The 23,681-nt window shown below is 63.8% G+C and carries 27 protein-coding genes; 6 read left to right on the forward strand and 21 right to left on the reverse strand.

Features of this window, described 5'->3' with window-relative positions; translation table 11 throughout:
- The 3 genes from RTH74_RS00105 to RTH74_RS00115 all read right to left on the reverse strand — a co-directional run bounded on the left by RTH74_RS00105 (position 1) and on the right by RTH74_RS00115 (position 2,018).
- A complete protein-coding gene (locus tag RTH74_RS00105) occupies positions 1-939 on the reverse strand; it encodes a rhodanese-related sulfurtransferase (protein WP_059391599.1) in 939 nt (312 codons plus the stop codon).
- Positions 940-1,215: 276 nt separating this feature from the next.
- Positions 1,216-1,509 carry a BolA family protein gene (locus tag RTH74_RS00110; protein WP_099525234.1) on the reverse strand — a complete coding sequence of 98 codons (294 nt, stop codon included), beginning with the start codon at positions 1,507-1,509 and terminating at the stop codon, positions 1,216-1,218.
- Between the two features lie 11 nt (positions 1,510-1,520).
- Positions 1,521-2,018, reverse strand: a complete 498-nt coding sequence (locus tag RTH74_RS00115) for a DUF2059 domain-containing protein (protein WP_099525233.1) — start codon at positions 2,016-2,018, stop codon at positions 1,521-1,523.
- 278 nt (positions 2,019-2,296) lie between these two features.
- On the opposite strand from RTH74_RS00115, the gene RTH74_RS00120 reads away from it, so the two are divergent.
- The 3 genes from RTH74_RS00120 (at position 2,297) to RTH74_RS00130 (ending at position 5,418) form a co-directional block, all read left to right on the forward strand.
- Positions 2,297-3,307, forward strand: a complete 1,011-nt coding sequence (locus tag RTH74_RS00120; protein ID WP_059391596.1) for a DUF2804 domain-containing protein — start codon at positions 2,297-2,299, stop codon at positions 3,305-3,307.
- 106 nt (positions 3,308-3,413) lie between these two features.
- Positions 3,414-4,808, forward strand: a complete 1,395-nt coding sequence (locus RTH74_RS00125; protein ID WP_316913370.1) for a class II fumarate hydratase — start codon at positions 3,414-3,416, stop codon at positions 4,806-4,808.
- The gene (locus RTH74_RS00130; RefSeq protein WP_316913371.1) at positions 4,801-5,418 is read left to right on the forward strand and encodes an NAD(P)H-dependent oxidoreductase; all 618 of its coding nucleotides are present in this window, start codon (positions 4,801-4,803) and stop codon (positions 5,416-5,418) included. The genes RTH74_RS00125 and RTH74_RS00130 overlap by 8 nt, the downstream gene beginning before the upstream one ends.
- Positions 5,419-5,448: 30 nt before the next feature.
- On the opposite strand, the gene RTH74_RS00135 is transcribed toward RTH74_RS00130, so the two are convergent.
- The 14 genes from RTH74_RS00135 to phnC form a co-directional block, all read right to left on the reverse strand.
- The gene (locus tag RTH74_RS00135) at positions 5,449-6,648 is read right to left on the reverse strand and encodes an MFS transporter (RefSeq protein WP_316913372.1); all 1,200 of its coding nucleotides are present in this window, start codon (positions 6,646-6,648) and stop codon (positions 5,449-5,451) included.
- A 98-nt stretch (positions 6,649-6,746) separates the two neighbouring features.
- Positions 6,747-7,496: a phosphonate metabolism protein PhnP gene (phnP, locus tag RTH74_RS00140; RefSeq protein ID WP_099525229.1), complete on the reverse strand. Its 750-nt coding sequence runs from the start codon at positions 7,494-7,496 to the stop codon at positions 6,747-6,749.
- Positions 7,487-8,068, reverse strand: coding sequence for a phosphonate metabolism protein/1,5-bisphosphokinase (PRPP-forming) PhnN (gene phnN, locus RTH74_RS00145; RefSeq protein ID WP_316913373.1), 582 nt, complete (start codon positions 8,066-8,068; stop codon positions 7,487-7,489). The genes phnP and phnN overlap by 10 nt, the downstream gene beginning before the upstream one ends.
- Entirely contained in the window at positions 8,068-9,213 is a 1,146-nt protein-coding gene (locus tag RTH74_RS00150; protein ID WP_106733853.1) for an alpha-D-ribose 1-methylphosphonate 5-triphosphate diphosphatase, read from the reverse strand. Before RTH74_RS00150 ends, phnN begins: the two co-directional genes overlap by 1 nt.
- A complete protein-coding gene (gene phnL / locus RTH74_RS00155) occupies positions 9,203-9,919 on the reverse strand; it encodes a phosphonate C-P lyase system protein PhnL (RefSeq protein ID WP_316913374.1) in 717 nt (238 codons plus the stop codon). Before phnL ends, RTH74_RS00150 begins: the two co-directional genes overlap by 11 nt.
- 83 nt (positions 9,920-10,002) lie before the next feature.
- Positions 10,003-10,812: a phosphonate C-P lyase system protein PhnK gene (gene phnK, locus RTH74_RS00160; RefSeq protein ID WP_013714906.1), complete on the reverse strand. Its 810-nt coding sequence runs from the start codon at positions 10,810-10,812 to the stop codon at positions 10,003-10,005.
- A complete protein-coding gene (locus RTH74_RS00165) occupies positions 10,809-11,678 on the reverse strand; it encodes an alpha-D-ribose 1-methylphosphonate 5-phosphate C-P-lyase PhnJ (protein WP_316913375.1) in 870 nt (289 codons plus the stop codon). Before RTH74_RS00165 ends, phnK begins: the two co-directional genes overlap by 4 nt.
- Positions 11,678-12,754 (reverse strand): carbon-phosphorus lyase complex subunit PhnI, encoded by a 1,077-nt coding sequence (locus RTH74_RS00170; RefSeq protein WP_316913376.1) that lies wholly within the window; start codon positions 12,752-12,754, stop codon positions 11,678-11,680. The genes RTH74_RS00165 and RTH74_RS00170 overlap by 1 nt, the downstream gene beginning before the upstream one ends.
- Positions 12,754-13,365, reverse strand: a complete 612-nt coding sequence (phnH, locus tag RTH74_RS00175; RefSeq protein WP_143499985.1) for a phosphonate C-P lyase system protein PhnH — start codon at positions 13,363-13,365, stop codon at positions 12,754-12,756. The genes RTH74_RS00170 and phnH overlap by 1 nt, the downstream gene beginning before the upstream one ends.
- Positions 13,365-13,814 (reverse strand): phosphonate C-P lyase system protein PhnG, encoded by a 450-nt coding sequence (gene phnG, locus RTH74_RS00180; protein WP_316913377.1) that lies wholly within the window; start codon positions 13,812-13,814, stop codon positions 13,365-13,367. The genes phnH and phnG overlap by 1 nt, the downstream gene beginning before the upstream one ends.
- A gap of 11 nt (positions 13,815-13,825) precedes the next feature.
- On the reverse strand, positions 13,826-14,548 hold the full coding sequence (gene phnF / locus RTH74_RS00185; RefSeq protein ID WP_099525220.1) for a phosphonate metabolism transcriptional regulator PhnF: 723 nt from the start codon (positions 14,546-14,548) through the stop codon (positions 13,826-13,828).
- A gap of 20 nt (positions 14,549-14,568) precedes the next feature.
- Positions 14,569-15,360 (reverse strand): phosphonate ABC transporter, permease protein PhnE, encoded by a 792-nt coding sequence (gene phnE / locus RTH74_RS00190; protein ID WP_003461861.1) that lies wholly within the window; start codon positions 15,358-15,360, stop codon positions 14,569-14,571.
- Positions 15,361-15,442: 82 nt separating this feature from the next.
- Positions 15,443-16,444 (reverse strand): phosphonate ABC transporter substrate-binding protein, encoded by a 1,002-nt coding sequence (gene phnD, locus RTH74_RS00195; protein ID WP_316913378.1) that lies wholly within the window; start codon positions 16,442-16,444, stop codon positions 15,443-15,445.
- Positions 16,445-16,498: 54 nt separating this feature from the next.
- Positions 16,499-17,323: a phosphonate ABC transporter ATP-binding protein gene (gene phnC / locus RTH74_RS00200; RefSeq protein WP_316913379.1), complete on the reverse strand. Its 825-nt coding sequence runs from the start codon at positions 17,321-17,323 to the stop codon at positions 16,499-16,501.
- A 383-nt stretch (positions 17,324-17,706) separates the two neighbouring features.
- On the opposite strand from phnC, the gene RTH74_RS00205 reads away from it, so the two are divergent.
- Positions 17,707-18,033 carry an Arc family DNA-binding protein gene (locus tag RTH74_RS00205; protein ID WP_061240039.1) on the forward strand — a complete coding sequence of 109 codons (327 nt, stop codon included), beginning with the start codon at positions 17,707-17,709 and terminating at the stop codon, positions 18,031-18,033.
- A 79-nt stretch (positions 18,034-18,112) separates the two neighbouring features.
- Here RTH74_RS00205 and RTH74_RS00210 read toward each other — a convergent pair whose 3' ends face one another.
- From RTH74_RS00210 to RTH74_RS00225, 4 genes are all read right to left on the reverse strand, one after another.
- The gene (locus RTH74_RS00210; protein ID WP_099525217.1) at positions 18,113-19,249 is read right to left on the reverse strand and encodes a sodium ion-translocating decarboxylase subunit beta; all 1,137 of its coding nucleotides are present in this window, start codon (positions 19,247-19,249) and stop codon (positions 18,113-18,115) included.
- 10 nt (positions 19,250-19,259) lie between these two features.
- On the reverse strand, positions 19,260-21,038 hold the full coding sequence (oadA, locus tag RTH74_RS00215) for a sodium-extruding oxaloacetate decarboxylase subunit alpha (RefSeq protein WP_316913380.1): 1,779 nt from the start codon (positions 21,036-21,038) through the stop codon (positions 19,260-19,262).
- Positions 21,039-21,061: 23 nt separating this feature from the next.
- Positions 21,062-21,319 carry an OadG family protein gene (locus tag RTH74_RS00220; protein WP_166432408.1) on the reverse strand — a complete coding sequence of 86 codons (258 nt, stop codon included), beginning with the start codon at positions 21,317-21,319 and terminating at the stop codon, positions 21,062-21,064.
- A 201-nt stretch (positions 21,320-21,520) separates the two neighbouring features.
- Positions 21,521-22,417: an AraC family transcriptional regulator N-terminal domain-containing protein gene (locus RTH74_RS00225; protein WP_420713129.1), complete on the reverse strand. Its 897-nt coding sequence runs from the start codon at positions 22,415-22,417 to the stop codon at positions 21,521-21,523.
- 175 nt (positions 22,418-22,592) lie between these two features.
- On the opposite strand from RTH74_RS00225, the gene RTH74_RS00230 reads away from it, so the two are divergent.
- On the forward strand, positions 22,593-23,315 hold the full coding sequence (locus RTH74_RS00230; RefSeq protein ID WP_106733841.1) for an SDR family oxidoreductase: 723 nt from the start codon (positions 22,593-22,595) through the stop codon (positions 23,313-23,315).
- A gap of 11 nt (positions 23,316-23,326) precedes the next feature.
- Positions 23,327-23,656: an Atu4866 domain-containing protein gene (locus RTH74_RS00235; protein ID WP_316913382.1), complete on the forward strand. Its 330-nt coding sequence runs from the start codon at positions 23,327-23,329 to the stop codon at positions 23,654-23,656.
- The last annotated feature ends 25 nt before the right edge of the window (positions 23,657-23,681 follow it).

The raw sequence follows: 23,681 nt of genomic DNA on the forward strand, positions 1-23,681 counted from the left end.
TCAGGCCTCGTTCAGTTGACGGGGGTCGCGGCCAATCGGGTGCGGCTGGTTGCGCTGGCGCGCCAGTTCGATCTGCTTCTGTCGCTCGCGGGCGCTTTCACGGGTCTTCTCCGGCAGCGAATCCCAGCAATGTGGACAGCTGACGCCGGGGCTGTAGAACTCGGACTGGCGGTCCTCCACAGAGATAGGCGTGCGGCAGGCGTGACACTGATCGTAATCGCCTTCAGACAGGTCATGGCGTACGGTCACGCGATTGTCGAAGACGAAACAGTCGCCCTGCCACTTGGTCTCTTCCTGCGGCACCTCCTCGAGGTATTTGAGAATGCCGCCCTTGAGGTGATAGACCTCCTCGAAACCCTCGCCGAGCATGTAGCTGGAGGCCTTCTCGCAGCGGATACCGCCGGTGCAGAACATCGCCACCTTCTTGTGCTTGCTCGGGTCGAAGTGCTCGCGGATGTACTCGGGAAATTCGCGGAACGACTTGGTCTTCGGGTCGATGGCGCCCTCGAAGGTGCCGATGGCCACTTCGTAGTCGTTGCGGGTATCGATCAACAGCACTTCAGGGTCGCTGATCAGGGCATTCCAGTCCTGCGGCTCGACGTAGGTACCGACGCGCTGGTTGGGGTCGACGCCAGGTACGCCGAGAGTGACGATCTCTTTCTTCAGCTTGACCTTGGTGCGATAGAACGGCTGCTCATCGCAATAGGATTCCTTGTGGTCGACATCGGCCAGACGGGCGTCCAGGCGGAACCAGGCGAGCAGTGCATCGATAGCGGCACGGGTGCCGGAAACGGTGCCGTTGATACCCTCCTCGGCGAGCAACAGGGTGCCCTTGATGTCGTTATCGATGAGGGTTTGCAGCAGGGGTTCGCGCAGCGCCTGATAGTCCGGCAGGGAGACGAATTTATACAGCGCCGCGACGACGATCTTGTCGGTCATGAATATTCTCTCAGTAGTCGCCCACGTAAAGGGCGGACTGGCCCTCGATCAGCTGCGCGTCGGCTTTGCTGCGTTACTAGCGTAGCGCCTTGCATAGCTCCAGCTAGCCGGATAGAGAATCTAAACGAAAGCGCCGGCGTGGGCCGGCGCGGACGGATTGTAGCAAAGCAGGGATTCGCCGGGGTGGCTTGGCGACAAGGCGCGACAGCCTGTCACGTCGCCCGGATGCAATCCTGGAATTACCGGCGGGTTCCCCCGGATTACAGCCGAGCTACATCAATGACCGCCGCGGCAGGTCGGCGAAGCCGGCGCCACGCCCTGCGCCGCCCACTCCTGCGGGGTGTAGGTATGCAGCGCCAGCGCGTGGATCTGTCCCATCAACTCGCCGACCGTCGCATACACCTTCTGATGTCGCTTGACCGCATTCAGGCCAGCAAATGCCGGGCTGACGATCACCGCCTTGTAGTGGGTTTCCAGACCGCGGCTGTGCATATGGCTCTCGTCCAGCACTTCGAGGTGCTCGGGTTGCAGCGCGGCCAGGGCGGTGACGATCAGGTCTTGCTTGGACATCTCGGGCTCCATCAGGGCTGTTTAGGCAGGCCGAGCTCGTTGCTCATGTCGGCCAGCAGCTTGTTCACCTCAGGCACGGCGGACTCCAGCTTGCTCTGGGTGATCTGCGCGGACTGTGCGGTGAGAGTCGGCATTTTCTGCAGTACCTTCTGTCCCAGCGGCGACTCGTAGAAGGCGATCAGGTCCTTGAGCTCCTGCTCATTGAAGTTGCTTGTGTAGAGCCTGACCATGTCCGGCTTGAGCTTGTCCCAGCCGACCGCCTTGTCCAGCGCGGTATTGGCCTTGGCCTGGTAACTCTCGAGTACTGCTTTCTTGCCGTTCGGCGCCTCGGCGAAACGCTGGGCGAACATCTGCTGCACCTGGCCGTAGACCGGCACGGTCAGCTTGTCGGCGTGAGCCAACTTGAGAAAACGCTCGGCATCGGCAGCATGACTGGCGGCATCGGCCATGGCCAGGGATGCGCTCGCGCTGAGCAGAACGGCGGTGCAGAGTTTGGAAAAACGGAGCATGGAGAGCGTCCAGAGGTTGTGAATGAGTCTGGGTAGACTACGAAGGCGGCATTTTGTGCCCTGTGCGGAAATCCCTCAAGCGATGCGCGTTGTGCGCTGGCTCACACCCGTCATGTTGACCGGCGCACCCACTGGTCAGTTGCCAAAATGCCAGTACTTGCTCATGCTCGGGTGGGCTCGGCATTCTTTGCGACCTCCCCACTATTATTCAACAAGGCGTGCGCACCTCAAGAGCCGGCAATTGATCGCCAGCCCGCGTACACACACGGACGTGCCCGATGACCAGCCTCACCTCACACGCGCCCCTTCCGCTCCAGCCGCTTTGCGACAGCAAAGGCCGATTGCTGGACGAAGCCATTGGCTGGTCCAGCCGCCCGCAGGTGGACTGCACCCTGCACGGCCACGCCGGGCGGCGCAAACGTTGGAATCACTGGTGCATCACCACGCCGCAGTGGATGCTCTCGCTAACCCTGGCTGACCTCGACTACCTCGGCTACGGCGCCGCCTACTTCCTCGACCTGGAAACCGGCCAGGCCGTCGCCCATACCCAGTTCCGTCCCTTCGCCCTCGGCTGCCAGTTGCCCGACCTGCCGCTGGAGAGCCATGCTTTCAGCCACTCTCGCCTGCAGCTGCGCATCGATGAGCACCCCGGACGCCTGCGCCTCACCGCTGCCGCCCCGGATATCGGCGGCCAGCCCCTACAGGTTGCTCTAGACATACAACGCCCCGCCCATCTGCAATCGATCAATCTGGTTGCGCCCCTGCAAAAAGGCGGTTTCCATGCCACCTGTCGCCAGCTAGGCCTGCCCACCGCGGGTAGCCTGCAGTTGGGCGGCAAGCACTACAGCTGTGTGCCGGGCCAGAGCTTCGCCGCGCTGGATTTCGGTCGCGGTGTCTGGCCGCTGAACACATACTGGCAGCGCGCGGCTTTCGCTGCAGCGGGCGGCATTGCCGGCAACTTCGGCGCTGGCTGGCTCGATCACAGCGGCCTGTCGGAAAACTCCCTGTGGTTCGGCGGTGAAGTGCAATTGCTCGACAGCCCCCTGCATATCGAGCGCAGCTCGCAGGCGCCGCTGGCTCCTTGGCGTCTGGACAGCGAAGATGATCGCGTGGCCCTGCGCTTCACGCCCCGCCAACTGCACAAGGCCTGCCCCAAACTCGGTCCGTTTCACGCCAACACCGTGCAGCGCTTCGGTCATTACGACGGCGTACTGCGCGGCCCTAAAGGCGAGCGCGTGCCGGTAGACGGAGCACTGGGCTGGCTGGGTGAAACCCACGCCCGCTGGTAGTCGCTCTTTCAAAGGCTCCAATCAACCTGATAGATAAGTTGTGGAACCAGTCTTCGGTGGCGCGACCTAAACTGCCAGCAACCTTGCACTTGCCCCGGAGAACGCCATGAGCCGCACCGAAACCGACAGCATCGGCCCCATCGAAGTCCCTAACGACGCCTACTGGGGCGCGCAGACCCAGCGCTCGCTGATCAACTTCGCCATCGGCCAGGAGCGCATGCCGCTGGCCGTGTTGCATGCTTTGGCGCTGATCAAGAAAGCCGCGGCACGGGTCAACAGCCGCAGCGGCGAGCTGCCGGCGGATGTCGCCCGACTGATCGAACAGGCTGCCGACGAAGTGCTCGAAGGCCAGCACGACGCGCAATTCCCCCTGGTGGTCTGGCAGACCGGCAGCGGCACGCAGAGCAACATGAACGTCAACGAGGTGATCGCCGGCCGTGCCAACGAACTGGCCGGCGGCCAACGCGGCGGCAAGAACCCGGTGCACCCCAACGATCATGTCAACCGCGCGCAAAGCTCCAACGACTGCTTCCCCACCGCCATGCACATCGCCGCTGTGCAGGGCGTTCGCCACGCCCTGCTGCCGGCGCTGGCCGAACTGCGTGACGGCCTGCAGGAACAGGCGCAGCGCCACGCCAACCTGGTCAAGACCGGGCGCACCCATATGATGGACGCCACCCCCATAACCTTCGGCCAGGAGCTGTCGGCCTTCGTCGCCCAGCTCGGCCATGCCGAGGCCGCGATTCGCGCTGCACTGCCCGCCGTCTGCGAGCTGGCCCAGGGCGGTACTGCCGTCGGCACCGGGCTGAACGCACCAGCCGGTTTCGCCGAAGCCATCGCTGCTGAACTGGCCGCACTCTCCGGCCTGCCGCTGACCAGCGCCCCGAACAAGTTCGCCGCACTGTCCGGCCACGAGCCGCTGGTGCAGCTCTCCGGCGCGCTGAAGACTCTGGCCGTGGCCCTGATGAAGCTGGCCAACGACCTGCGCCTGCTCGGCTCCGGCCCGCGCGCCGGCTTTGCCGAAGTGCGCCTGCCAGCCAACGAGCCGGGCAGTTCGATCATGCCTGGCAAGGTCAACCCGACCCAGTGCGAAGCGCTGTCGATGCTGGCCTGTCAGGTGCTGGGCAACGACGCGACCATCAGCTTCGCCGCCAGCCAGGGCCACCTGCAGCTCAATGTGTTCAAGCCGGTGATCATCCACAACCTGCTGCAATCGATCCGCCTGCTCGCCGATGGCTGCCGCAACTTCCAGCAGCATTGCGTCGCCGACCTGCAGCCGGATGCCACGCAAATGGCTGCGCACCTGGAAAACGGCTTGATGCTGGTGACAGCGCTCAACCCCCACATCGGCTACGACAAAGCCGCCGAAATCGCCAAGAAGGCCTACGCCGAAGGCAGCACGCTACGCCAGGCCGCTCTGCAGCTCGGCTACCTGAACGAAGAGGAGTTCGACCAATGGGTACGACCGCAGGACATGCTTGGAGCCGGGCGGCATGACTGAAGGCAAGAGTGGCGCCACACCGCTGGAAGGCGATGGCAAACGCATCCTGCTGATTCTCGGCAACCCCAAGAAGGACAGCCTCTGCCACGCACTGGCCGAGGCCTATAGCCTGGGAGCACGTAGCAAGCGGCACGTGGTGCGCCAGCTCAGACTGGGCGAACTGCAGTTCGACCCAATCCTGCGTGAAGGTTACGAGCAGAGCCAGAATCTGGAGCCGGACCTGCTCGAAGCTCAGCGTCTGATTCACTGGGCCCAGCACCTGGTGTTCGTCTACCCGGTCTGGTGGGGCGGCATTCCAGCGCTGCTGAAAGGCTTCTTCGACCGGGTGTTCCTGCCCGGTTTCGCCTTCAAGTACCGCAACCGCTCGCAACTCTGGGACAAGCTGCTCACCGGGCGCAGTGCTGACCTGCTGGTGACCATGGACACGCCACGCTGGTATTTCCGCTGGATCTACGGTGCCCCGGCGCACCGGCAGATGGTGCGTACCATCCTCGGTTTCTGCGGGATCAAGACTCGCCGCCTGAGCGAATTCGCCCCGGTGCGCCCGTCCAGCGAAGAACAACGCCAGACCTGGCTGCGCAAGGCCGAGGCGCTGGGCAACAAAGCGTGAAATCCACCACACAGGCCCGGTATCCCTGACTCAGAGGCGCGAGCTTTCCTCGCGCCCTCTACCCGCCCACCACAACGCCAGCGGCCCGAGCGTCAGCGACAGGCCCATCAGCGCGAACGCCGCCCACCAGCCGATCAACTGCTGATCACCCAGGGCATCCAGAGTCATACCGAACAACAACGGGCCGAGGAACGCGCCGGTAAAGCCGGTACAGGAATACAGCGCCATCGCCGCGCCACGGTGACTGGCCGGGGCGACGCTGACCAGTCCGGCGGTCAACGAAGCCGAGTCAGCGGTGACGGTCACTGCGTAGACCAGAATCAGCCCCAGCATCGCCCAGAACGGCAGCGCCGCACCCAAGCCGACCACGGCGGCCAGCAGCGCGGAGCTGAGCATCACACCGATCAGCCAGCGCTGACGCCCGAAACGCAGTGCCAGTTCGTTGCCGAGGATGCTCGACGGCATACCGATGAGCGTCGCCAGCATCGCCACCCAGGTGCCCGATAGCCAGGGATCGACGCCCTGCAGATGCCCGGAGAACACCACGAAGGCCACCAGCCAGGCGCGCAGAGCGAACAGCTCCAGGTTGTGCATCGCATAGGCCAGGCAGTAAGCCAGCACCGCGCGATTTCTCAACGGCGCCAGATCCAGCAGATTGCGCGGCGCATGTGCCTCTACCGCTTTCGGCGCCAGCCCCCAGTACACCAACGCCCAGGCCAGCAACGCACAGGCACCACTGAGCAACGCCGGCACCTGCCAGCCGCCGAGCTTGGCCAGCTCGCCGGACAGGGTGAACGACAGCGCCGTGCCCAGTCCGAAGCTAGCGGTATAGAAGGCGATGGCACGCGACTGCGAGGCACCGTCGATACGTTCCGACAGCGCCTTGAGCCCCGGCATGTAGGTGCCCGCCAGGCCGACACCGGCGAGTACGCGCCAGAGCAATGCGGACCAGAAACCATCGGCAAAGACGAAACCCGCGCTGGCCACGGCCGTCAGCAACATGGCCGCCAGGTAGATAAGCCGGGCGTCGTGCCGATCGGTCAGGCCGGTGAGCACAGGCACGGCGAGCATGTAACCAAGAAAGAAGCCGCCGCCGATCCAGCCGGCCTCGGTATTACTCAAACCCCAGAGTGCCTGGAATTGCGGTAGCAGCGCGGCGAACAGGGCGAAACCGGCCATGCCGAGGGTTTCGGCCGTACACAGCAACAGGGTAATGCGGCGGGCGTTCATGCAACCTCTCTGCTGGCGGCGAACACGTTGGAAGGCCCAGCACTGTAACGGCAAGCCCGGCCAATCTGAAATCTTTGGTTACAGATAGCGGCGTGGACTCACAACACCAGGCCATCGCTTGCCAGCGTCACGCCTGGCGGCAAGGCGTCGGGATGCTCCAGCAGCCAGGCATCGAAGCTGTGGCCGATATGGGTCAGCACTGCCTGTGTCGGTTGCAGGCGCTCGACGACCTCCAGCGCACGGGTCAGATCGTTGTGGTTACGCGGTGCGACGGGTTGCGGCGCGGTGGAGCAATCGAGCACCAGCAGATCCAGTGGCGCGCGCTGCAGCTCGGCGCAACTCGCTTCCGGCACGCCGACGGTATCGGTGAGGTAGGCGATGCGCCTGTCCTGCCCCTTTAGTAGGTAGCCGAAGGTCGGCTTGGAATGCGTCAGCGGTAGTGCGGTAACACTCAGCTCACCCAATTGGCGACGCTCGAAAGCGGCGAACGGCTGGCTGAAGTCGAGAATGCCCGGATGCTTGTATAGATCGGCCAGCCCCTCCGGGTCATCAGGACCATGCACGGGGATGATCAGCCCCTGCCCCCAGCGCAGGTGCAGCAGACCCTGGGCGTGATCGGCGTGGTAGTGGGTCTGCAGGATGCCGCTGAGGCTGTGTGGCGCAAAGCGCTCGGTAAGGTCGGTCAGGCCGCTGTCGATCAACCAGCGCTGCGCCCCGCATTCGATCAGCGCGCAACAGGGGCCGCGGCGACGTGTTGGATAGACGCGGGACGCATCGCAGGCCGGGCAACTGCAGTTATAGACCGGCACCTGGCGGGCATCACCGGTGCCGAGCAGGGTCAGGCGCATTGGCGAGTCTCGTCGAGCAGCTGCAGCAGGCGGGTAACGGTGTGTGGCAGCGGGCCGGAGTTGTCTAGAACGCAAATGTGCTCCTGCGCGACAGTCGCTGCTGAAGCGCCTCCCACCACAGTAAAGCTGCGGCTGCGGGCCAGGCGCTGCTCGATCTGCTCCGATGTTTCCCGGCCACGGTCCAGCAGGCGCTGACGCAGTACCGCTTCGTCGACCTGCAGGAGAATCGCCAGCAGATCCGGGTAGCGCTGCCGCGCCGTGTCGAGATGACCGCGCGAACCGTTGATCAGCACGTCCTGCCCGGCACTCAGCCAGTCATTGATCTCGAGCGGGATGCCATAGGCCAGGCCATTGGCGCGCCAGCTCAGAGCGAAGGCGCCCTCGCCCTCCAAGCGCTGGAACTCGGCCGGGGTCACTCCCAGCGCATCTTCCCCCACCGATTCGGCACTGCGGGTGATCACCCGCCGAGCGAAACGGCAGCCGTGCGCCTCCAGCGGCGCACGTGCGGCTTGTAACAGGCTGTCCTTGCCCGAGCCCGAAGGCCCCATCAGATAGATCAACCTGCCCTGCATCAGAACACCCTTCGTGCTTGGCGCCACACCTGCTGGATCACCGGTTGCTGGCCATGGGCCCTGGCCTGGACCAGGTCGGCACGCAGACCGACGCGAATCTCGCCGCGGTCATCCATCCCCGCCGCCCTGGCCGGTGCGCGGCTCACGGTGGCGATGGCCGCAGGCAAATCATAGTCGTTGTCCTGCCCGGCGAGCAGCCAGGCCGCATGCAGTAGACTGGCCGGGTAGTAGTCGCTGGAAAGGATATCCAGCACGCCGTGACGTGCCAGCTCGGCGGCGGCGATATTGCCCGAATGCGAGCCGCCACGCACCACGTTCGGAGCGCCCATCAGCACCTTCAACCCCCGTTCGTGGCTGGCCCTGGCGGCCTCCAGTGTGGTGGGAAACTCGGCAATGGCCATGCCGAAATCGGCCGACTCCTGCACGTGGGCCAGAGTCGCGTCGTCATGGCTGGCCACCGAGATGCCCCGGCTGTGGCAGTCCTCGACGATGGCATGGCGCTGGCGGTCGCTGTATTGGCGCGAGTTGGCAATCTGCTCCTGAAGGAATTCCTCCATCTCTGCCGGGCTCAGGTGGTACTTGCCCATGTAGTACTCGCGGTACTTCTCCACCTTGGCGAACTGGCGCTGACCGGGCGAGTGGTCCATCACCGACACCAGGGCCACCAGCGGGTGCTCCACCAGGTCGCGATAGATGGTCAGGGCATCGGGATGGCACAGCTCGCAGCGCAGGTGCAGGCGGTGCTCGGCGCGAGTCTGCCCGGCTGCCTCGCTGGCGGCGATGGCTTCGATCATCGCCGGCAATTGCTGCATGCGCCGGCCACGCGGGTTGATGTCGCCGATGGACAGCGCATCGAACACCGTGGTGATGCCAGCGGCGACGATCTGCGCATCGTGGGTCAGCACCGCCGAGGTCGACGGCCAGTCAACCCCGGGGCGCGGGCTCATGTGTTTTTCCAGGTTGTCGGTGTGCAGCTCCACCAGCCCCGGTAGCAGGTAATCGCCGCCCAGATTCTGGGCTTGCGGCAGGCGGCTGGCGCCCTCATCCACTGCAGCGATCAGCCCGTCACGCAGCAACAGCGTGCCGAGGAACTCGCGCTCGGCGGTGACGACGCGGGCGTTGCTAAGAATCTGTTCAGACGACATAGACGTACTCCGCTTGCGCCGCCTTGGCGCTCATGTCGAGGTAACGGTCGGCCACCGCCTCGCGGGCGGTGCGGTCGTGGAAAATGCCGATAAGCGCGCTACCCGCGGCCTTGGCCTCGGTGATCAGCGCCAACACCACCTGGCGGTTGGCGTCATCCAGCGAGGCAGTGGGCTCATCGAGCAACAGCACCGGCCACTCGACCATAAAGCCGCGGGCGATATTGACGCGCTGCTGCTCGCCGCCGGAGAAGGTGCCCGGCGCCAGTTGCCAGAGCGCCTCAGGAATATTCAGCCGGCCCAGCAGCGCCTTGGCCCGCGCCTCGGCGTCGCTACGCGTCCAGCCGCGTGATAGCGCCGGTTCCATCACCACGTCCAGGGTCGACACGCGTGGAATCACCCGCAGGAACTGGCTGACGTAACCCAGGCTCTGCCGGCGCACCGCCACCACCTGGCGCGGCTCGGCGCCGACCAGTTCCACCGGCGAGCCTTGGTGACGGATGCGAATACTGCCGCCGGCGGCAAGGTAGTTGCCGTACAGCGTGCGCAACAGGGTCGATTTACCGGCGCCGGACTGGCCGTGCAGCACCAGGCACTCGCCGCCGCGCACGGCGAAATTCAGATCACGCAGCACCTGCAGAACGACGCCGTTCTGCTGATGCAGGGTGAAGGTCTTGCTGAGGCCGCTGACCTCGATCAGGTTTTCCATGGTCAATACTCTCTGCGTTCGTGGGAGGGGCTTTAGCCGCGACAAAGAGGGGCCGCGGCTAAAGCCCCTCCCACAGGACGAAATCAGGGCTGCAACACCGACGACACCAACAGCTGCGAATAAGGATGCTGCGGGTCGTCGAGAATCTGGTCGGTCAGCCCCGCTTCCACCACGCGCGAACGGCGCATCACCATCAGTCGGTCGGCCAGCAGCCGCGCCACCGCCAGGTCATGGGTGACGATCACCACGGCCAGGTCCAGCTCACGCACCAGGCCACGTAGCAGGTCGAGCAGGCGCGCCTGCACCGACACGTCCAGCCCTCCAGTCGGCTCGTCCATGAACACCAGACGCGGCGCCGAGACCAGGTTGCGGGCGATCTGCAGGCGCTGCTGCATGCCGCCGGAGAAGGTGCGCGGCAGGTCGTCGATGCGCGCCGGGTCGATCTCCACCTGGCTCAGCCAGTCAAGCCCGGCGGCGCGCAACTCGCCGTAGTGGCGCACACCCTGGGCCATCAGCCGCTCGCCGATATTGGCGCCGGCTGATACCGCCATGCGCAGGCCGTCACGCGGGTTCTGCTCGACGAAGCCCCATTCGGTGCGCAGCAGCGTGCGCCGCTCGGCCTCGCTGGCGCTGTACAGGTCGAGCCACTGGCCATCGCGGCCGCGATAACTGACCGCGCCGCGATCCGGCGGGCAACGCCCGGAGAGCAGGCTGAGCAAGGTGGACTTGCCCGAGCCGGACTCGCCGACGATGCCCAGCACTTCACCGGGATAGAGGTCGAAACTCACGCCCTGGCAGCCCTTGTCCGGGCCGTACAGGCGGGTCAGATCACGCACCGAGAACAGTGGCTCAGCCGCTGCCACGGCAGGTTGCAGACGTTCGGCGGCGCTCATTGCAGGTTCTCCTCGGTTCGCTGACGGCAGTAGTCGGTGTCGGAGCAGACGAAGCGCTTGCTGCCGGCGTCATCGACGATCAGCTCGTCAAGGAAGGACTCGCTGCTGCCACAGAAGGCGCAGCACTCGTCCCAGCGCTGCACGGTGAAGGGATGATCCTCGAAGTCCAGGCTGACCACCCGGGTAAAGGGCGGCACCGCATACAGGCGCTTCTCGCGGCCGGCACCGAACAGCATCAGCGCCGGGCTCATGTCCAGTTTGGGGTTGTCGAATTTGGGAATCGGCGACGGGTCCATCACGTAGCGCTCATCCACCGTCACCGGGTAGGCGTAGGCGGTGGCGATATGGCCGAAGGTGGCGATGTCCTCGTACAGCTTCACGTGCATCACGCCGTAGTCCTCCAGCGCGTGCATGGTCCGCGTCTCCTGCTCGCTGGGCTCGATAAAACGCAGCGGCTCGGGAATCGGCACCTGATAGACCATGATCTGCCCGGCCGACAGCGGTGTTTCCGGAATACGGTGGCGGGTCTGGATCACGCTGGCCTCAAGCGTGCGCTCGGTGGTGGCGACACCTGCGGTACGGGCGAAGAAGCGGCGAATCGACACCGCATTGGTGGTGTCGTCGGCACCCTGGTCGATCACCTTGAGCACGTCGTCCGCCCCGAGAATGGCTGCAGTCAGCTGCATACCACCGGTGCCCCAGCCATAGGGCAGCGGCATTTCGCGACCGCCGAAAGGCACCTGATAGCCGGGAATCGCTACCGCCTTGAGCAAGCCACGGCGGATCATGCGTTTGGTCTGCTCATCCAGATAGGCGAAGTTGTAGGCCGACGCCTCACGGGCGCCGCTTGCATTGGACAGATTCATCAGCGGTTCTCCTCTGCCGGCGCCTGGCGGCGCAGCTTGCGGATCAGTTCCAGTTCGGCCTGGAAGTCGACGTAGTGCGGCAACTTGAGGTGCGAGACGAAGCCGGCAGCTTCGACGTTGTCGCAGTGCATCAGCACGAACTCCTCTTCCTGCGCCGGGCCCTGTACCTCCTCGCCGTACTCGGCGGCGCGCAGCGCGCGATCGACCAGAGCCATGCCCATGGCCTTGCGCTCGGCGTAACCGAAGGCCAGGCCATAGCCGCGGGTAAACTGCGCCTGCTCGGCGCTGTCGCCGACGAACTGGTTGACCATCTCGCACTCGGTGATCTCGATATCGCCCAGCGGTACGGCGAAGCCCAGTTCGGCGGGCGTCATCCACACCTCGACATCACCGATGCGGATCTCCCCGGCGAAGGGGTGATTGCGCCCGTAGCCGCGCTGAGTCGAGTAGCCGAGCGCCAGGAGGAAGCCTTCATCACCACGGGCCAGGGCCTGCAGACGCTCGGCGCGGTTGGTGGGAAAGGCCAACGGCTCGCGGGTGATGTCCGGCACCGGTGCGCCGTCGTCCTGCTCGCGGGCCATCAGCCCTTCGCCTGCGAGAAAATCCAGCACCCGTGGACAGGGCTTGGGCTCGTCGGCGAGCGTGGTTTCCGGCGCCGGATACTCGCCCTCGCCCAGCAAGGTGAAATCCAGCAGACGGTGGGTGTAATCGAACGTCGGACCGAGCAACTGACCACCGGGCAGATCCTTGAAAGTGGCGGATATGCGCCGCTCCAGCTGCATCATCGTGGTATCCAGCGGCTCGCTGGCGCCGAAACGCGGCAACGTGGTGCGGTAGGCGCGCAAGAGGAAGATGGCCTCCATCAGGTCACCGGCCGCCTGCTTGATCGCCAGTGCGGCCAGCTCCTCGTCGTACAGCGAGCCTTCGCTCATCACCCGGGCCACGGCCAGCGGCAGTTGCTGGCGGATCTGTTCAACGCCCAGTTCAGCGACAGCGGTATCGCCACGGCGACGGCAGGCCAGCAGTTGATGGGCATTGTCGATGGCGCGTTCGCCACCCTTGACGGCGACATACATCAGGCAGCCTCCTCGGTTTCGATCAGCACGCGGGTGCTGCGCGGCAGGCCGATGACTTCGCCGCCTGCGGCAAAGAAGCAATCCAGGCCACGGGGAAAGGCGCTGCGGGCCTGGCGCTGTTGCCAGAACGAGGCTGGCAGCGGCAAGTTGACGCCACGCACGTCCTTGATCCCCGGCCCGCGCCAGCGCAGGGGGACGCCGGCGCGCAGATCGTCGAGCTGGATCAGCAGCGTGCAGGACTGGTCCGGGTAGCGTTCGCTGCCATTGTCGAAGTCCGACAGATCGCTCAACTCGCCCTCATCAAGCAGGGCGAACAGAGCGATCTCACGCTCGGCGACAATCGGGCAGCCGCAGTGGAACGCCAGGTTGGCGCGAATCAGCGGCGTGTCGAAACGCGGCGCCAGCCACAGAGGCGTATCACTGTCGAGGAAGGCCAGACACAAGCCATAAGTAGCTGGGGCCAGGTCACCCAAGGCATGGGCACGATCCATGGCGCGTGGCAGCCCCGGTTCGGCCAGGGCTCCGAGGGCCGCGCGGAAACTGACCTGGGCGTCCAGCACCGGGTCGTCGAAAGCCGGTTGCAGCCAGTGCGAGCTGTGCGGCGTAGTCATCAGTCCTCTCCTCTGACCAGGGTGAAAAATTCCACCTGAGTGGTGGCGGTACGGGCGGCCCGGTTCAGGCGCTGTTCGCGCTGCTCGCGGGCCAGGGGTTCGATCAGGTCATCCAGCCAGCGCGCCTGGTCGCTGCCCTGCAGGTGCGCGTCGGCCAGGGCGGCCAGTTCGGCGCGACGCTTGTCGCGGCCTGCCAGGTAGCTGTAGCCGGTACGGCCGTCGGCCAGGCGCACCACACAGCGGGTCACGGTCATCTCGCCGAGGTTGAAGGCGCTACCGGTGCCGCCCATGCGCCCGCGCACCAGGGTCATGCCGACCTCGGGGGAGCGGATCAGTTGGTAGGCGCTGTCTTTCAGCGCCGCCTCATGGCTATCGAGAGCGCTGCCGGCGCGGGCCAGGACGCCCATCCAGCGCTGACGCGCGGCGATGTTCGGATCGGTTTCGTTCATGCGGGTCTCCATCAGGTCGCTACCTGGTACTGGAAGCGGTCGGCGCGGCTGCTGGACTGCGCCAGCTCCACCGCCCGGCCAGCGGGATCGCGGGACAAAGTGAGTACGCTGAGCAGCGGCGCATGGCGCGGCATCAGCAGGTGCGCAGCCTCCTCGCGACTGGGTAGGCGCGCGCCGATCAGGCTGAAGGTGCGTGTCAGCGGTAGATCGCGCTCGGCCAGGTACTGGCGCAGCGAGCCGCCCTGATAGTCGGCCAGCAGTGGCGCCAGGCTGATGCAGAAACGGTGACGGATCAGGCTCAGCGGCTGGCCGTCGAGCAGGCGCAGGGTGACCAGCTCGAGCAGTTCGCTGCCATCGGGCAGTTGCAGGTGGCGGCACTCCTCGCTGCTGCCGCTGCGACGCAGGCGCTCGATCAACTGCGCCTCGACGCGGTGACCAAGCGCAGACAGCGACTGACTGAACGCACTGCCCGCCTCTACCGGATACACCAGCGGCTTGGCCAGCACCTGAGTGCCCTTGCCCTGGCGGCGCAGCAGGCGGCCTTCGAGCACCAGCTCGTCGACGGCGCGGCGCAGGGTGTGACGGTTGACGGAAAAGCGCGCGGCCAATTGCATCTCGCCCGGCAGGTAATCGCCCGGGCTCATGTGCTGCACGTCTTCGCGCAACACGGCGGCCAGCTCGCGGTACAGCGGTTCGCTTTGTCTAGACAAGTTCATCGTTTGAAAAGGGCGCACGCAGGCGCCCTCCCTCTCCTTCAGATAAAGAGCTTGCGCAGGCGTTGGGACAGGATGTCGATGGCGCTCACCACCAGGATGATCACGATCAGCAGCGCGCAGGTCTGGGCGAACTGGAAGCCGCGTATGGCCTCCCAGAGGATCACGCCGATGCCACCGGCGCCGACCATGCCGACCACCGTGGCCGAACGCACGTTGGACTCGAAGCGGTACAGCGAATAGGAAATCCACAACGGCAGCACCTGCGGGATGACGCCGAAGATCACCTCCTGCAGGGCACTGGCGCCGGTGGCGCGCACGCCTTCGACCGGGCCTGGATCGATGGCCTCGACCGCCTCGGCGAACAATTTGGCCAGCACTCCGGTGGTGCTGATGAACAGCGCCAGCACACCGGCGAAGGGTCCGAGGCCGACTGCGACGACGAAGAGCATGGCGAAGACCATTTCGTTGATCGAACGGCAGGCATCCATCACCCGGCGTACCGGCTGGTACACCCACCAGGGCACGATGTTCTCGGAACAGAGGATGCCCAGCGGAATAGCGCAGACGATGGCCAGCACCGTGCCCCAAAGAGCGATCTGTACGGTGACGACCATCTCCTTGAGGTAGTGCTGCCAGTTGCTGAAGTCCGGCGGGAAGAAGTCGGCGGCGAAGGTGGCCATGTTGCCAGCATCGCGCACCAGCGCCAGCGGGTTCATTTCCGCACCCTGCCAGGACCAGGCGAGTACGGCGAAGAACAGGCCCCAGCCGATCAGTTGCAGCCAGCTGCGCTTGGCTTCGGTTGCCGGGGTGGCGGTGGTCAGTGTGGTCATGGGTAACTCTCGTTCCTGTGGGAGGCGCTTCAGCGGCGAGCTGTTCAAGAACCGCCCCACTTTCGCGGGGCGGCTCCGAGGCTCAGCCAGCGCTGCCGCTGTTTTGCTTCTCACGCTCGGCCATACGCTGCTCCAGCTTGGCCAACTCGGCATCAAGCTCCTTGAGCTGGGCCTGCTTGTCGGCGTCCTTGAGCGTGGCGTTGCTGGCCACTTCGCTGCGCTTCTTGAACAGCTCGAGCTGACGAATCGGCAGCAACTGGTCGTTGTCGGAAGCCTTGAACTGGCCCCACTGCAAGCCTTCGAGCACCTTCTTCTCCTCCGGCTTGGCGCCGTAGGTCATGAAGAAGTTGCGCAGCTTGTCGCGGGTCTCCTGCGGCAGGTTCTTGCGCCAGGCGATCGGGTCGGAAGGGATCAGCGGCGAAGTCCAGATCACCTTGAGCTGCGCCGCCTTGTCCGGCGCGGTCACTTCCAGGCGTTCCATGCCTTCGCTGTTGAAGGTGCCGACATCGACCTGCTTGTTGGCCACCGACAGCGCGTTGACCTCATGGCTGCCATTGAGCGAGCGCTTGAAGACCTTGCCGGCGTCGACGTTGTTCTGGGCGAACACGTAATAGCCCGGTACCAGGTAGCCGGAGGTGGAGTTGGGGTCGCCGTTGGCGAAGGTCAGGCTCTTGGCGTTCTTGAGCATGTCCTCGACCGAGTTGATCGAGCTGTCCTTGTGCGCCACCAGCAGGCTGTAGTAACCCTGCGCGCCGTTGGCCGCCACGGTCTGGGCGAAGATCTCACCACCGGCGCGATCAACCGCCTCCATCGCCGACTTGTTGCCATACCAGGCCACATCGACCTTGTCGAAGCGCATGCCCTGGATGATCCCGGCGTAATCAGGCGCGAAGAAGGCGTTGATCTTTACCCCGGTCTGCTTGCTCATGTCGGCCAGGAAGGGATCCCACATGGCCTTGAGGTTCTGCGAAGACTCGGTGGAAATGATGCCGAAGTTGAGTTCCTCGGCAGCCTGGGCCGAGCCCAGCAGGGAACCGGTGACGAGCGCGGAAGCAGCCAGCACCTGGCCGATGCGTTTGAACATGGAGCACACTCCTGTTGCTAGTTGGCGTTGTTGTTTCGAATGAGAGGGCTGAGCTCAGGCCTTGGCCAGTGTCAGCGGACGCTCCACAGCCCTTGGGCGCTGCCCTTGCGGCAGCAGCAGGCTGATATCGAGATCGCCGCCGTAGAGGTCATTGAGGAAATCGGGGTTGAAGCCCGCGGTCGGGCCGTCGAAATGAATTCGCCCACCCTTGAGCGCCACGGCGCGCTGGCAATAGCGCACCGCGTAATCGACCTGATGCAGGGTCACCACCACCGTCTTGCCGTCGCGACGGTTGATGTCGGCAAGGATCTCCATCACCTTGCGCGCCGACTCCGGGTCGAGCGAGGCGATGGGCTCGTCGGCGAGAATCACCTCGGCCTGCTGGCACAGCGCACGGGCGATGGCCACGCGCTGCTGCTGGCCACCGGACAGGGTCGAGGCACGCTGCGCGGCGAACTCGGCCAGCCCTACCCGCTCCAACGCCTGCAGCGCACGCTGCTTCTCTTCGGGATTGAACAGGCTGAGGCTGCCACGCCAACGCGGCATGCGCCCCAGGCCGCCGAGCAGCACGTTCTGCAGCACGCTGAGACGGCCGACCAGATTGAACTGCTGGAAGATGTAGCCGATATCGGCGCGCTGGCGGCGCACATCGCCATTCAGGCGCCCGTCGCTCTGCACCTGGCGCCCAAGCACTTCGATGCTACCGGCGTCACCACGCGCCAGGCCGGCCAGATGCCGCAGCAGGGTCGACTTGCCCGAGCCCGAGGCACCGATCAGTGCCACCATCTCACCCGGCTGCACGGATAGCGCCAGATCGAACAGCGCCTGCTTGCGGCCGAAACTTTTATTCAGATGATCGACTCGAATAGCTACGCTCATGTGCTGGCCCTCTACTATCATTTCGATAAGAAGGCCGCTAGCCGGCGCCTTCTGGTGTAGACCAAGGTAGGCGCACGCTGTGTCAGACCCGTGAACCGGGGATGACGATTGAGTGAATGAAACTTGAAACTTTTATGCTCGAGCGAAGCAACAGGATGAGTTCTGCCGAGTACCACGCATTTCAGACAATCGGTGCTGGCATAAAGCCGCTACCTGAATCACAATGTGACACGTATTTGGCGTCAAGGAACTGTTCAGATGACCTGAAGGTCATAATGACGCAGAACGCGGTACCGGTTGAACGGCTAGTGCGAAACACGGTCAAACCGGTGACAATCTCGACACTGACTACCAGTATCGCTCCCTGAACTAACCGGTAATGTATGCGCCCTATGAAACAGGCTATTTATTCCAGCCGCACGGCTGACAAATTCGTCGTTCGCTTGCCTGATGGCATGCGTGAGCGTATTGCTGACGTAGCACGCAACCATCACCGCAGCATGAACTCTGAAATCATCGCCCGCCTGGAGCAAAGCATGCTGCAGGAAGGCGCCCTGGATGAGGATCTTAGCCTGCGCCTCGACAGCCCTGAGCTGAGCCTGCACGAGCGTGAGCTGCTGCAGCGCTTCCGTCAGCTGTCGCGACGCCAGCAGAATGCACTGGTCGCTCTGATTGCACATGACGTGGAAATGGCCGCCGAAGAAGCTTGAAGCGAGCCCATAAAAAAACCGGCCTTGAGCCGGTTTTTTATTGCCTGCCATTCCTGGCAACGGTCACGGCGCCTCTTGCTCAGCCAACGAAGCTGAGCAGTACCCCCGCCGCCACGGCCGAGCCGATCACCCCAGCCACGTTCGGCCCCATGGCATGCATCAGCAGGAAGTTCTGCGGGTTGGCCTCCAGGCCGACCTTGTTCGATACCCGAGCCGCCATCGGCACGGCCGACACACCCGCCGAACCGATCAACGGATTGACCTTGTTGCTGCTGAACACGTTCATCAGCTTGGCCATCAATACACCGGCCGCCGTACCTGCGCAGAACGCCACCATGCCCAGCATCAGAATGCCCAGGGTCTTGAGCTGCAGGAAAGCCTCGGCCGACAGCTTCGAACCCACGGTCAGACCGAGGAAGATGGTAACGATATTGATCAGCGCATTGCGCGAGGTATCAGCCAGACGCTCGACCACACCGGCCTCACGCAGCAGGTTGCCGAGGGCGAACATACCGATCAGCGGCGCGGCGTCAGGCAGCAGCATCCCGATCAGAATGCATAGCACGATGGGGAAAATGATTTTCTCGGTCTGCCCCACCGGACGTAGCTGCTGCATGACGATGGCGCGCTCTTCCTTGGTGGTCAGGGCGCGCATGATCGGCGGCTGAATCAAGGGCACCAACGCCATGTAGGCATAGGCCGCAACTGCAATAGGACCAAGTAGATGCGGCGCCAGCTTGGAGGTCACGAAAATCGAGGTCGGGCCGTCAGCACCGCCAATGATGGCGATGGAGGCAGCCTCCTTGAGGGTGAACTCCATACCGGGAATACCCAACGCAGTCAGTGCCAAGGCGCCGAGCAGCGTACCGAAAATACCGAACTGCGCAGCAGCACCCAACAGCAGTGTTTTGGGGTTGGCCAGCATCGGACCGAAATCGGTCATGGCGCCGACGCCGAGGAAGATCAGCAATGGGAAGATGCTGGTCGGCAGCCCCACTTCATAGATCAGGTGCAGAAAACCCGCCCCCTCCGCCATGTTGGCCACCGGAATGTTCGACATCAGCCCGCCGAAGCCGATAGGAATCAACAGCAAAGGCTCGAAGCCTTTCTTGATCGCCAGGTAGATCAGCAGTATGCACACCGCGATCATGAACGCCTGACCGGGTTCCAGGTGATACAGGCCGGTGCTCTGCCAGAGCTTGAGCAGCTTTTCCATTATGCGCCCCTCAGCCGATGGTCAGCAGGCTAGCGCCCACTACCACGGTATCGCCGACCTTGACGTTGACGGCACCGACAGTACCGGCCTTGAAGGCGCGGATCTCGGTTTCCATCTTCATCGCCTCAAGAATGATCACCAACTCGCCTTCCTCCACGGCCTGGCCTGGCTGCACCAGCACCTTGAAGATATTGCCAGCCAGCGGTGCCGCTTGCGGCTCGCCGCCATCCACTGCAGCCGGAGTAGCCGCCAGTGCAGCGCTCGCCGCGCCACCGACGGGCTTGATTCCCTCGATATCGCCGCCGTCGCTCACCTGCACGACAAACGACTTGCCATTGACCTCGACGGTGTAGACCTCAGGCTTGCCGGCCTCGCGAGCAGGCATTTCCTTACCAGTCGGAGCGGGTTCGAAGGCCGCCGGATTGCCGCGGTTCTCCAGAAATTTCAAACCGATCTGCGGGAATAGCGCGTAGGTCAGGACGTCGTCGATTTCGTCGGTGGCCAACTTGATGCCTTTCTCCTGAGCGATGCCCTTGAGTTCGGCGCTCAGCTTGTCCATCTCGGCTTCGAGCAGGTCGGCCGGACGACAGGTGATAGCCTCGGCACCATCGAGCACACGGGCCTGCAGTTCGGCATTGAAGGGAGCAGGAGCTGCGCCGTACTCGCCCTTGAGCACACCCGCCGTTTCCTTTGTGATGGACTTGTAGCGCTCGCCAGTGAGCACGTTGATCACCGCCTGAGTGCCGACAATCTGCGACGTCGGGGTCACCAGCGGGATAAAACCGAGGTCTTCACGCACGCGCGGAATCTCAGCCAGCACCTGGTCGAACTTATCCTGGGCGCCCTGCTCTTTCAGCTGGCTTTCCATGTTGGTGAGCATGCCGCCCGGCACCTGAGCGACCAGGATGCGCGAGTCGACGCCCTTGAGATTGCCCTCGAATTTCGCGTATTTCTTGCGCACCTCGCGAAAGTACGCGGCGATTTCTTCCAGCAGCTCCAGGTTGAGCCCGGTGTCGCGCTCGGTGTTCTGGAACATCGCCACCACCGACTCGGTCGGCGAATGACCGTAGGTCATCGACAGCGAGGAAATTGCGGTGTCGACGTTGTCGATGCCAGCTTCTACCGCCTTCAGGATGGCCACCGACGACAGCCCAGCGGTGGCGTGGCACTGCATATGGATCGGAATGGCCAGACTGGCCTTCAGACGTGAGACCAGCTCGAACGCCGTGTAAGGCGTAAGAATCCCGGCCATGTCCTTGATCGCCACCGAGTCGGCGCCCATGTCTTCGATCTGCTTGGCCAGATCGACCCACATGTCCAGCGTATGCACCGGACTGGTGGTATAGGAGATGGTGCCCTGGGCATGCTTGCCCTGCTGCTTGACGGCCTTGAGCGCCGTTTCCAGGTTGCGCGGATCGTTCATCGCGTCGAATACGCGAAACACATCGACGCCATTGACGGCGGCACGCTCGACGAATTTTTCCACCACGTCATCGGCGTAGTGGCGGTAGCCCAACAGGTTCTGCCCGCGCAACAGCATCTGCTGGCGGGTATTGGGCATGGCCTTCTTCAGTTCGCGGATACGCTCCCAGGGATCTTCGCCGAGATAACGAATGCAGGCATCGAAGGTCGCGCCACCCCAGGACTCCACCGACCAGAAGCCCACCTGATCGAGCTTGGGCGCGATCGGCAGCATGTCTTCAAGGCGAACACGCGTCGCCAGGATCGACTGATGCGCATCACGCAGCACCACATCGGTAATTCCGAGTGCTTGTTTCACGGCAGTCATGCAGGTACTCCCTCTGAACCTGATCAACCGCGGCGTGCGCGGTGCTGGGCAATGGCGGATTGGATGGCGGCCAGTGTTGCTGCGTCCGGCTCATGGCTGGCCGACCTGGCACTAGGTGCTGGAGAAGAAATGGCCGGGCTCGGCGCGGGCGGGGCGAAGGTCGCGATCAGTCGTGACATCAGACTGACCACACCCACCAGCAACACCAGAAAGACAAAGACGAAGCCCATGCCGAACAGCATGAGTTCGACACCCTCGAGCAGCAGTTCACTGGGGGTCATCTTGGCTCCTTTGGCCGGCAGCTCAAGGGCTGCGTTCATTATTGATTAGGAGCGCCCAGCGTCAGCGCCTGGGCAAAGCTGGCGAACCTTAGCGTGAAACGAGCGTTTGAAGCAAACGCCAAAAGGGCCGCACGGGCTATTTATGTAGTGGTTTATCGGCATCCACTACCAAAGAAGCAGAAAGGCCCTGCGAGGGAAGTATCAGGATGCGGAGCGCGCCACGCCAGCAACGGCAGGAGCAAGCCTAAGCAGGGTCTTGAAGTGACGCGTCTCATCGCCAGGGGTACGCCCGAACAGGCGCTTAAACTCTCGACTGAACTGCGACGGACTTTCATACCCGACGCGCTGCGCAGCACTGAGCGCACTCATGTCGTTGCGGATCATCAGCAGGCGCGCCTGATGCAGGCGAATGGCCTTGAGGTACTGCAGCGGCGAGCGGCTGGTCATCGCTTTGAAATGCACATGGAAGGCCGGAACGCTCATGCTGGCGATCTCAGCCAGCGCAGGCACATCGAGCGACTCCTGATAGTCCCGGTGAATCCGCTGCAGGACGCGAGCGATACGGCCGAAATGACTGTTCTGCGCCAGGGTTGCGCGCAGGCCATTGCCCTGCTCACCCTGCAGCACGCGAAAGACGATCTCACGCAGAATCGATGGGCCGAGCAGGCGCACCTCGTCAGGGTCAGCCAGCGCCTCCAGCAGGCGCAACGTAGCATCACTCAAGTGCGCATCGATCGGGCTGGAATAAAGCGTTGCCGGTTGAGTGGGCTGGGGCTCGTCCCGATCCATGACCAGCTCAGCCACCAACAGCGGCTCGACACGCAGCGCCACACCCAGCATCGGCTCTTCGGCGCTGGCCTCGGTCTCGATGGAAAATGGCAAAGGCAGCGCCAGCACCAGATAGTGCTGCGCGTCGTATACGTACAGATTGCCGTCGTGCAGCCCGCTCTTGCGCCCCTGGATCACGATCACGATGCTCGGCTCATACAGCGCCGGGGTAACCGGTAGCGAGCGATTGGAGCGCATGAAGGTAACTCCGTCGAGCTGCGCCGCGGTGTACCCCTCCTCGGGGGCCAAGCGCAGCATCAGCTCGACCATACGCTGCTTGATGCTCTCAGGACTCATGCTCATGCGCCGCTTTCGACTCGTTATCAATACCCGGACATTGTAGGAAGCATTCAATAGAAACAGGCAATATCGAAAGAGTAACGAGACTTAGCAACCGGCCTACCCCTGCCTAGCATGGACTCTCCAGAACGCAATGGAGATCGACATGAGCAAAGTCATCCTCGTCACCGGCGCCAGTAGCGGTATCGGCGAAGCCATCGCCAGACACCTGGCAAGCCTGGGCCATCACGTGGTACTCGGCGCCCGGCGCATCGAGCGCCTGCAGGTGCTGGTAGAAGAACTGCAAGCACAAGGTCAGCACGCCTCCTGCCTCACCCTCGACGTCAGCCAACTGCATGAGATGCAAGCCTTCGTCGAATATGCCGAAGCGCAGCACGGCCCCGTCGACGTGATCATCAACAATGCCGGAGTCATGCCGCTGTCGCCGCTCAACGCCCTGAAGGTGGACGAGTGGGACCGCATGATCGACGTCAACATCCGGGGCGTGCTGCATGGTATTGCCGCCGTACTACCAGGCATGGAAGAGCGCGGGCGCGGCCAGGTCATCAATATCGCCTCCATCGGCGCCCACGCCGTATCGCCGACAGCAGCGGTCTACTGCGCCACCAAGTATGCCGTCTGGGCGATTTCCGACGGCCTGCGCCAGGAAAGCGAGCGTATACGCGTCACTACCATCTGCCCCGGCGTGGTCGAGTCCGAACTGGCCGACAGCATCTCCGATGCCAGTGCGCGCGAGGCGATGAAAGCTTTCCGTCGCGTCGCCATCACTCCAGACGCCATCGCCCGCGCCGTGGCCTATGCAGTCGAACAACCCGATGACGTCGACGTCAGCGAGCTGATCGTGCGCCCAACCGCCAGCCCCTATTGATGGAGACCACCATGTCAGCGAAGAACACCGTCGCGGCAATGCTGATCAGCGGCGCCCTGCTACCCGACGCGGTAATGGCAGTACCCGAGCCTTCACATCCTTATGTAGGCATGTGGGTAACGGACGACGGCCATGTCCGCCATGAGCTATTGGCCAACGGCCGTTATGACGAGGCACGCGGGAATCGCGAGAGCGCCTACCAGGGCAACTACCACGTCACCGGCAACCACATCGACTACGTCGACGACACCGGCTTTACCGCCGACGGTGAATTCATCGACGACGTGCTCTATCACGGCGGCATGGTGCTGCGCCGCAAGAACACTTCAACTGGCGAGTAACGCCCCCATCAGCCAAGGAAAAACC

The sequence above is a fragment of the Pseudomonas sp. zfem001 genome, assembly GCF_032621725.1.
In the GTDB taxonomy this organism is placed as follows: Bacteria; Pseudomonadota; Gammaproteobacteria; order Pseudomonadales; family Pseudomonadaceae; genus Aquipseudomonas; species Aquipseudomonas sediminis.

Excerpts from the sequence above, each read along its gene's own strand:
- RTH74_RS00165 (WP_316913375.1), bottom strand. The coding sequence starts at position 11,678 with ATGAATCTGTCCAATGCAAGCGGCGCCCGTGAGGCGTCGGCCTACAAC.
- phnL (WP_316913374.1), bottom strand. The coding sequence starts at position 9,919 with ATGGAAAACCTGATCGAGGTCAGCGGCCTCAGCAAGACCTTCACCCTG.
- RTH74_RS00170 (WP_316913376.1), bottom strand. The coding sequence starts at position 12,754 with ATGTATGTCGCCGTCAAGGGTGGCGAACGCGCCATCGACAATGCCCAT.
- oadA (WP_316913380.1), bottom strand. The coding sequence starts at position 21,038 with ATGACTGCCGTGAAACAAGCACTCGGAATTACCGATGTGGTGCTGCGT.
- RTH74_RS00125 (WP_316913370.1), top strand. The coding sequence starts at position 3,414 with ATGAGCCGCACCGAAACCGACAGCATCGGCCCCATCGAAGTCCCTAAC.
- phnD (WP_316913378.1), bottom strand. The coding sequence starts at position 16,444 with ATGTTCAAACGCATCGGCCAGGTGCTGGCTGCTTCCGCGCTCGTCACC.
- RTH74_RS00105 (WP_059391599.1), bottom strand. The coding sequence starts at position 939 with ATGACCGACAAGATCGTCGTCGCGGCGCTGTATAAATTCGTCTCCCTG.
- RTH74_RS00135 (WP_316913372.1), bottom strand. The coding sequence starts at position 6,648 with ATGAACGCCCGCCGCATTACCCTGTTGCTGTGTACGGCCGAAACCCTC.
- RTH74_RS00130 (WP_316913371.1), top strand. The coding sequence starts at position 4,801 with ATGACTGAAGGCAAGAGTGGCGCCACACCGCTGGAAGGCGATGGCAAA.
- RTH74_RS00210 (WP_099525217.1), bottom strand. The coding sequence starts at position 19,249 with ATGGAAAAGCTGCTCAAGCTCTGGCAGAGCACCGGCCTGTATCACCTG.
- RTH74_RS00110 (WP_099525234.1), bottom strand. The coding sequence starts at position 1,509 with ATGTCCAAGCAAGACCTGATCGTCACCGCCCTGGCCGCGCTGCAACCC.
- phnP (WP_099525229.1), bottom strand. The coding sequence starts at position 7,496 with ATGCGCCTGACCCTGCTCGGCACCGGTGATGCCCGCCAGGTGCCGGTC.
- phnE (WP_003461861.1), bottom strand. The coding sequence starts at position 15,360 with ATGACCACACTGACCACCGCCACCCCGGCAACCGAAGCCAAGCGCAGC.
- RTH74_RS00235 (WP_316913382.1), top strand. The coding sequence starts at position 23,327 with ATGTCAGCGAAGAACACCGTCGCGGCAATGCTGATCAGCGGCGCCCTG.
- phnC (WP_316913379.1), bottom strand. The coding sequence starts at position 17,323 with ATGAGCGTAGCTATTCGAGTCGATCATCTGAATAAAAGTTTCGGCCGC.
- phnN (WP_316913373.1), bottom strand. The coding sequence starts at position 8,068 with ATGCAGGGCAGGTTGATCTATCTGATGGGGCCTTCGGGCTCGGGCAAG.
- RTH74_RS00225 (WP_420713129.1), bottom strand. The coding sequence starts at position 22,417 with ATGGTCGAGCTGATGCTGCGCTTGGCCCCCGAGGAGGGGTACACCGCG.
- phnG (WP_316913377.1), bottom strand. The coding sequence starts at position 13,814 with ATGAACGAAACCGATCCGAACATCGCCGCGCGTCAGCGCTGGATGGGC.
- RTH74_RS00230 (WP_106733841.1), top strand. The coding sequence starts at position 22,593 with ATGAGCAAAGTCATCCTCGTCACCGGCGCCAGTAGCGGTATCGGCGAA.
- RTH74_RS00115 (WP_099525233.1), bottom strand. The coding sequence starts at position 2,018 with ATGCTCCGTTTTTCCAAACTCTGCACCGCCGTTCTGCTCAGCGCGAGC.
- RTH74_RS00220 (WP_166432408.1), bottom strand. The coding sequence starts at position 21,319 with ATGACCCCCAGTGAACTGCTGCTCGAGGGTGTCGAACTCATGCTGTTC.
- RTH74_RS00120 (WP_059391596.1), top strand. The coding sequence starts at position 2,297 with ATGACCAGCCTCACCTCACACGCGCCCCTTCCGCTCCAGCCGCTTTGC.
- RTH74_RS00150 (WP_106733853.1), bottom strand. The coding sequence starts at position 9,213 with ATGTCGTCTGAACAGATTCTTAGCAACGCCCGCGTCGTCACCGCCGAG.
- phnH (WP_143499985.1), bottom strand. The coding sequence starts at position 13,365 with ATGACTACGCCGCACAGCTCGCACTGGCTGCAACCGGCTTTCGACGAC.
- RTH74_RS00205 (WP_061240039.1), top strand. The coding sequence starts at position 17,707 with ATGCGCCCTATGAAACAGGCTATTTATTCCAGCCGCACGGCTGACAAA.
- phnK (WP_013714906.1), bottom strand. The coding sequence starts at position 10,812 with ATGAGCGCCGCCGAACGTCTGCAACCTGCCGTGGCAGCGGCTGAGCCA.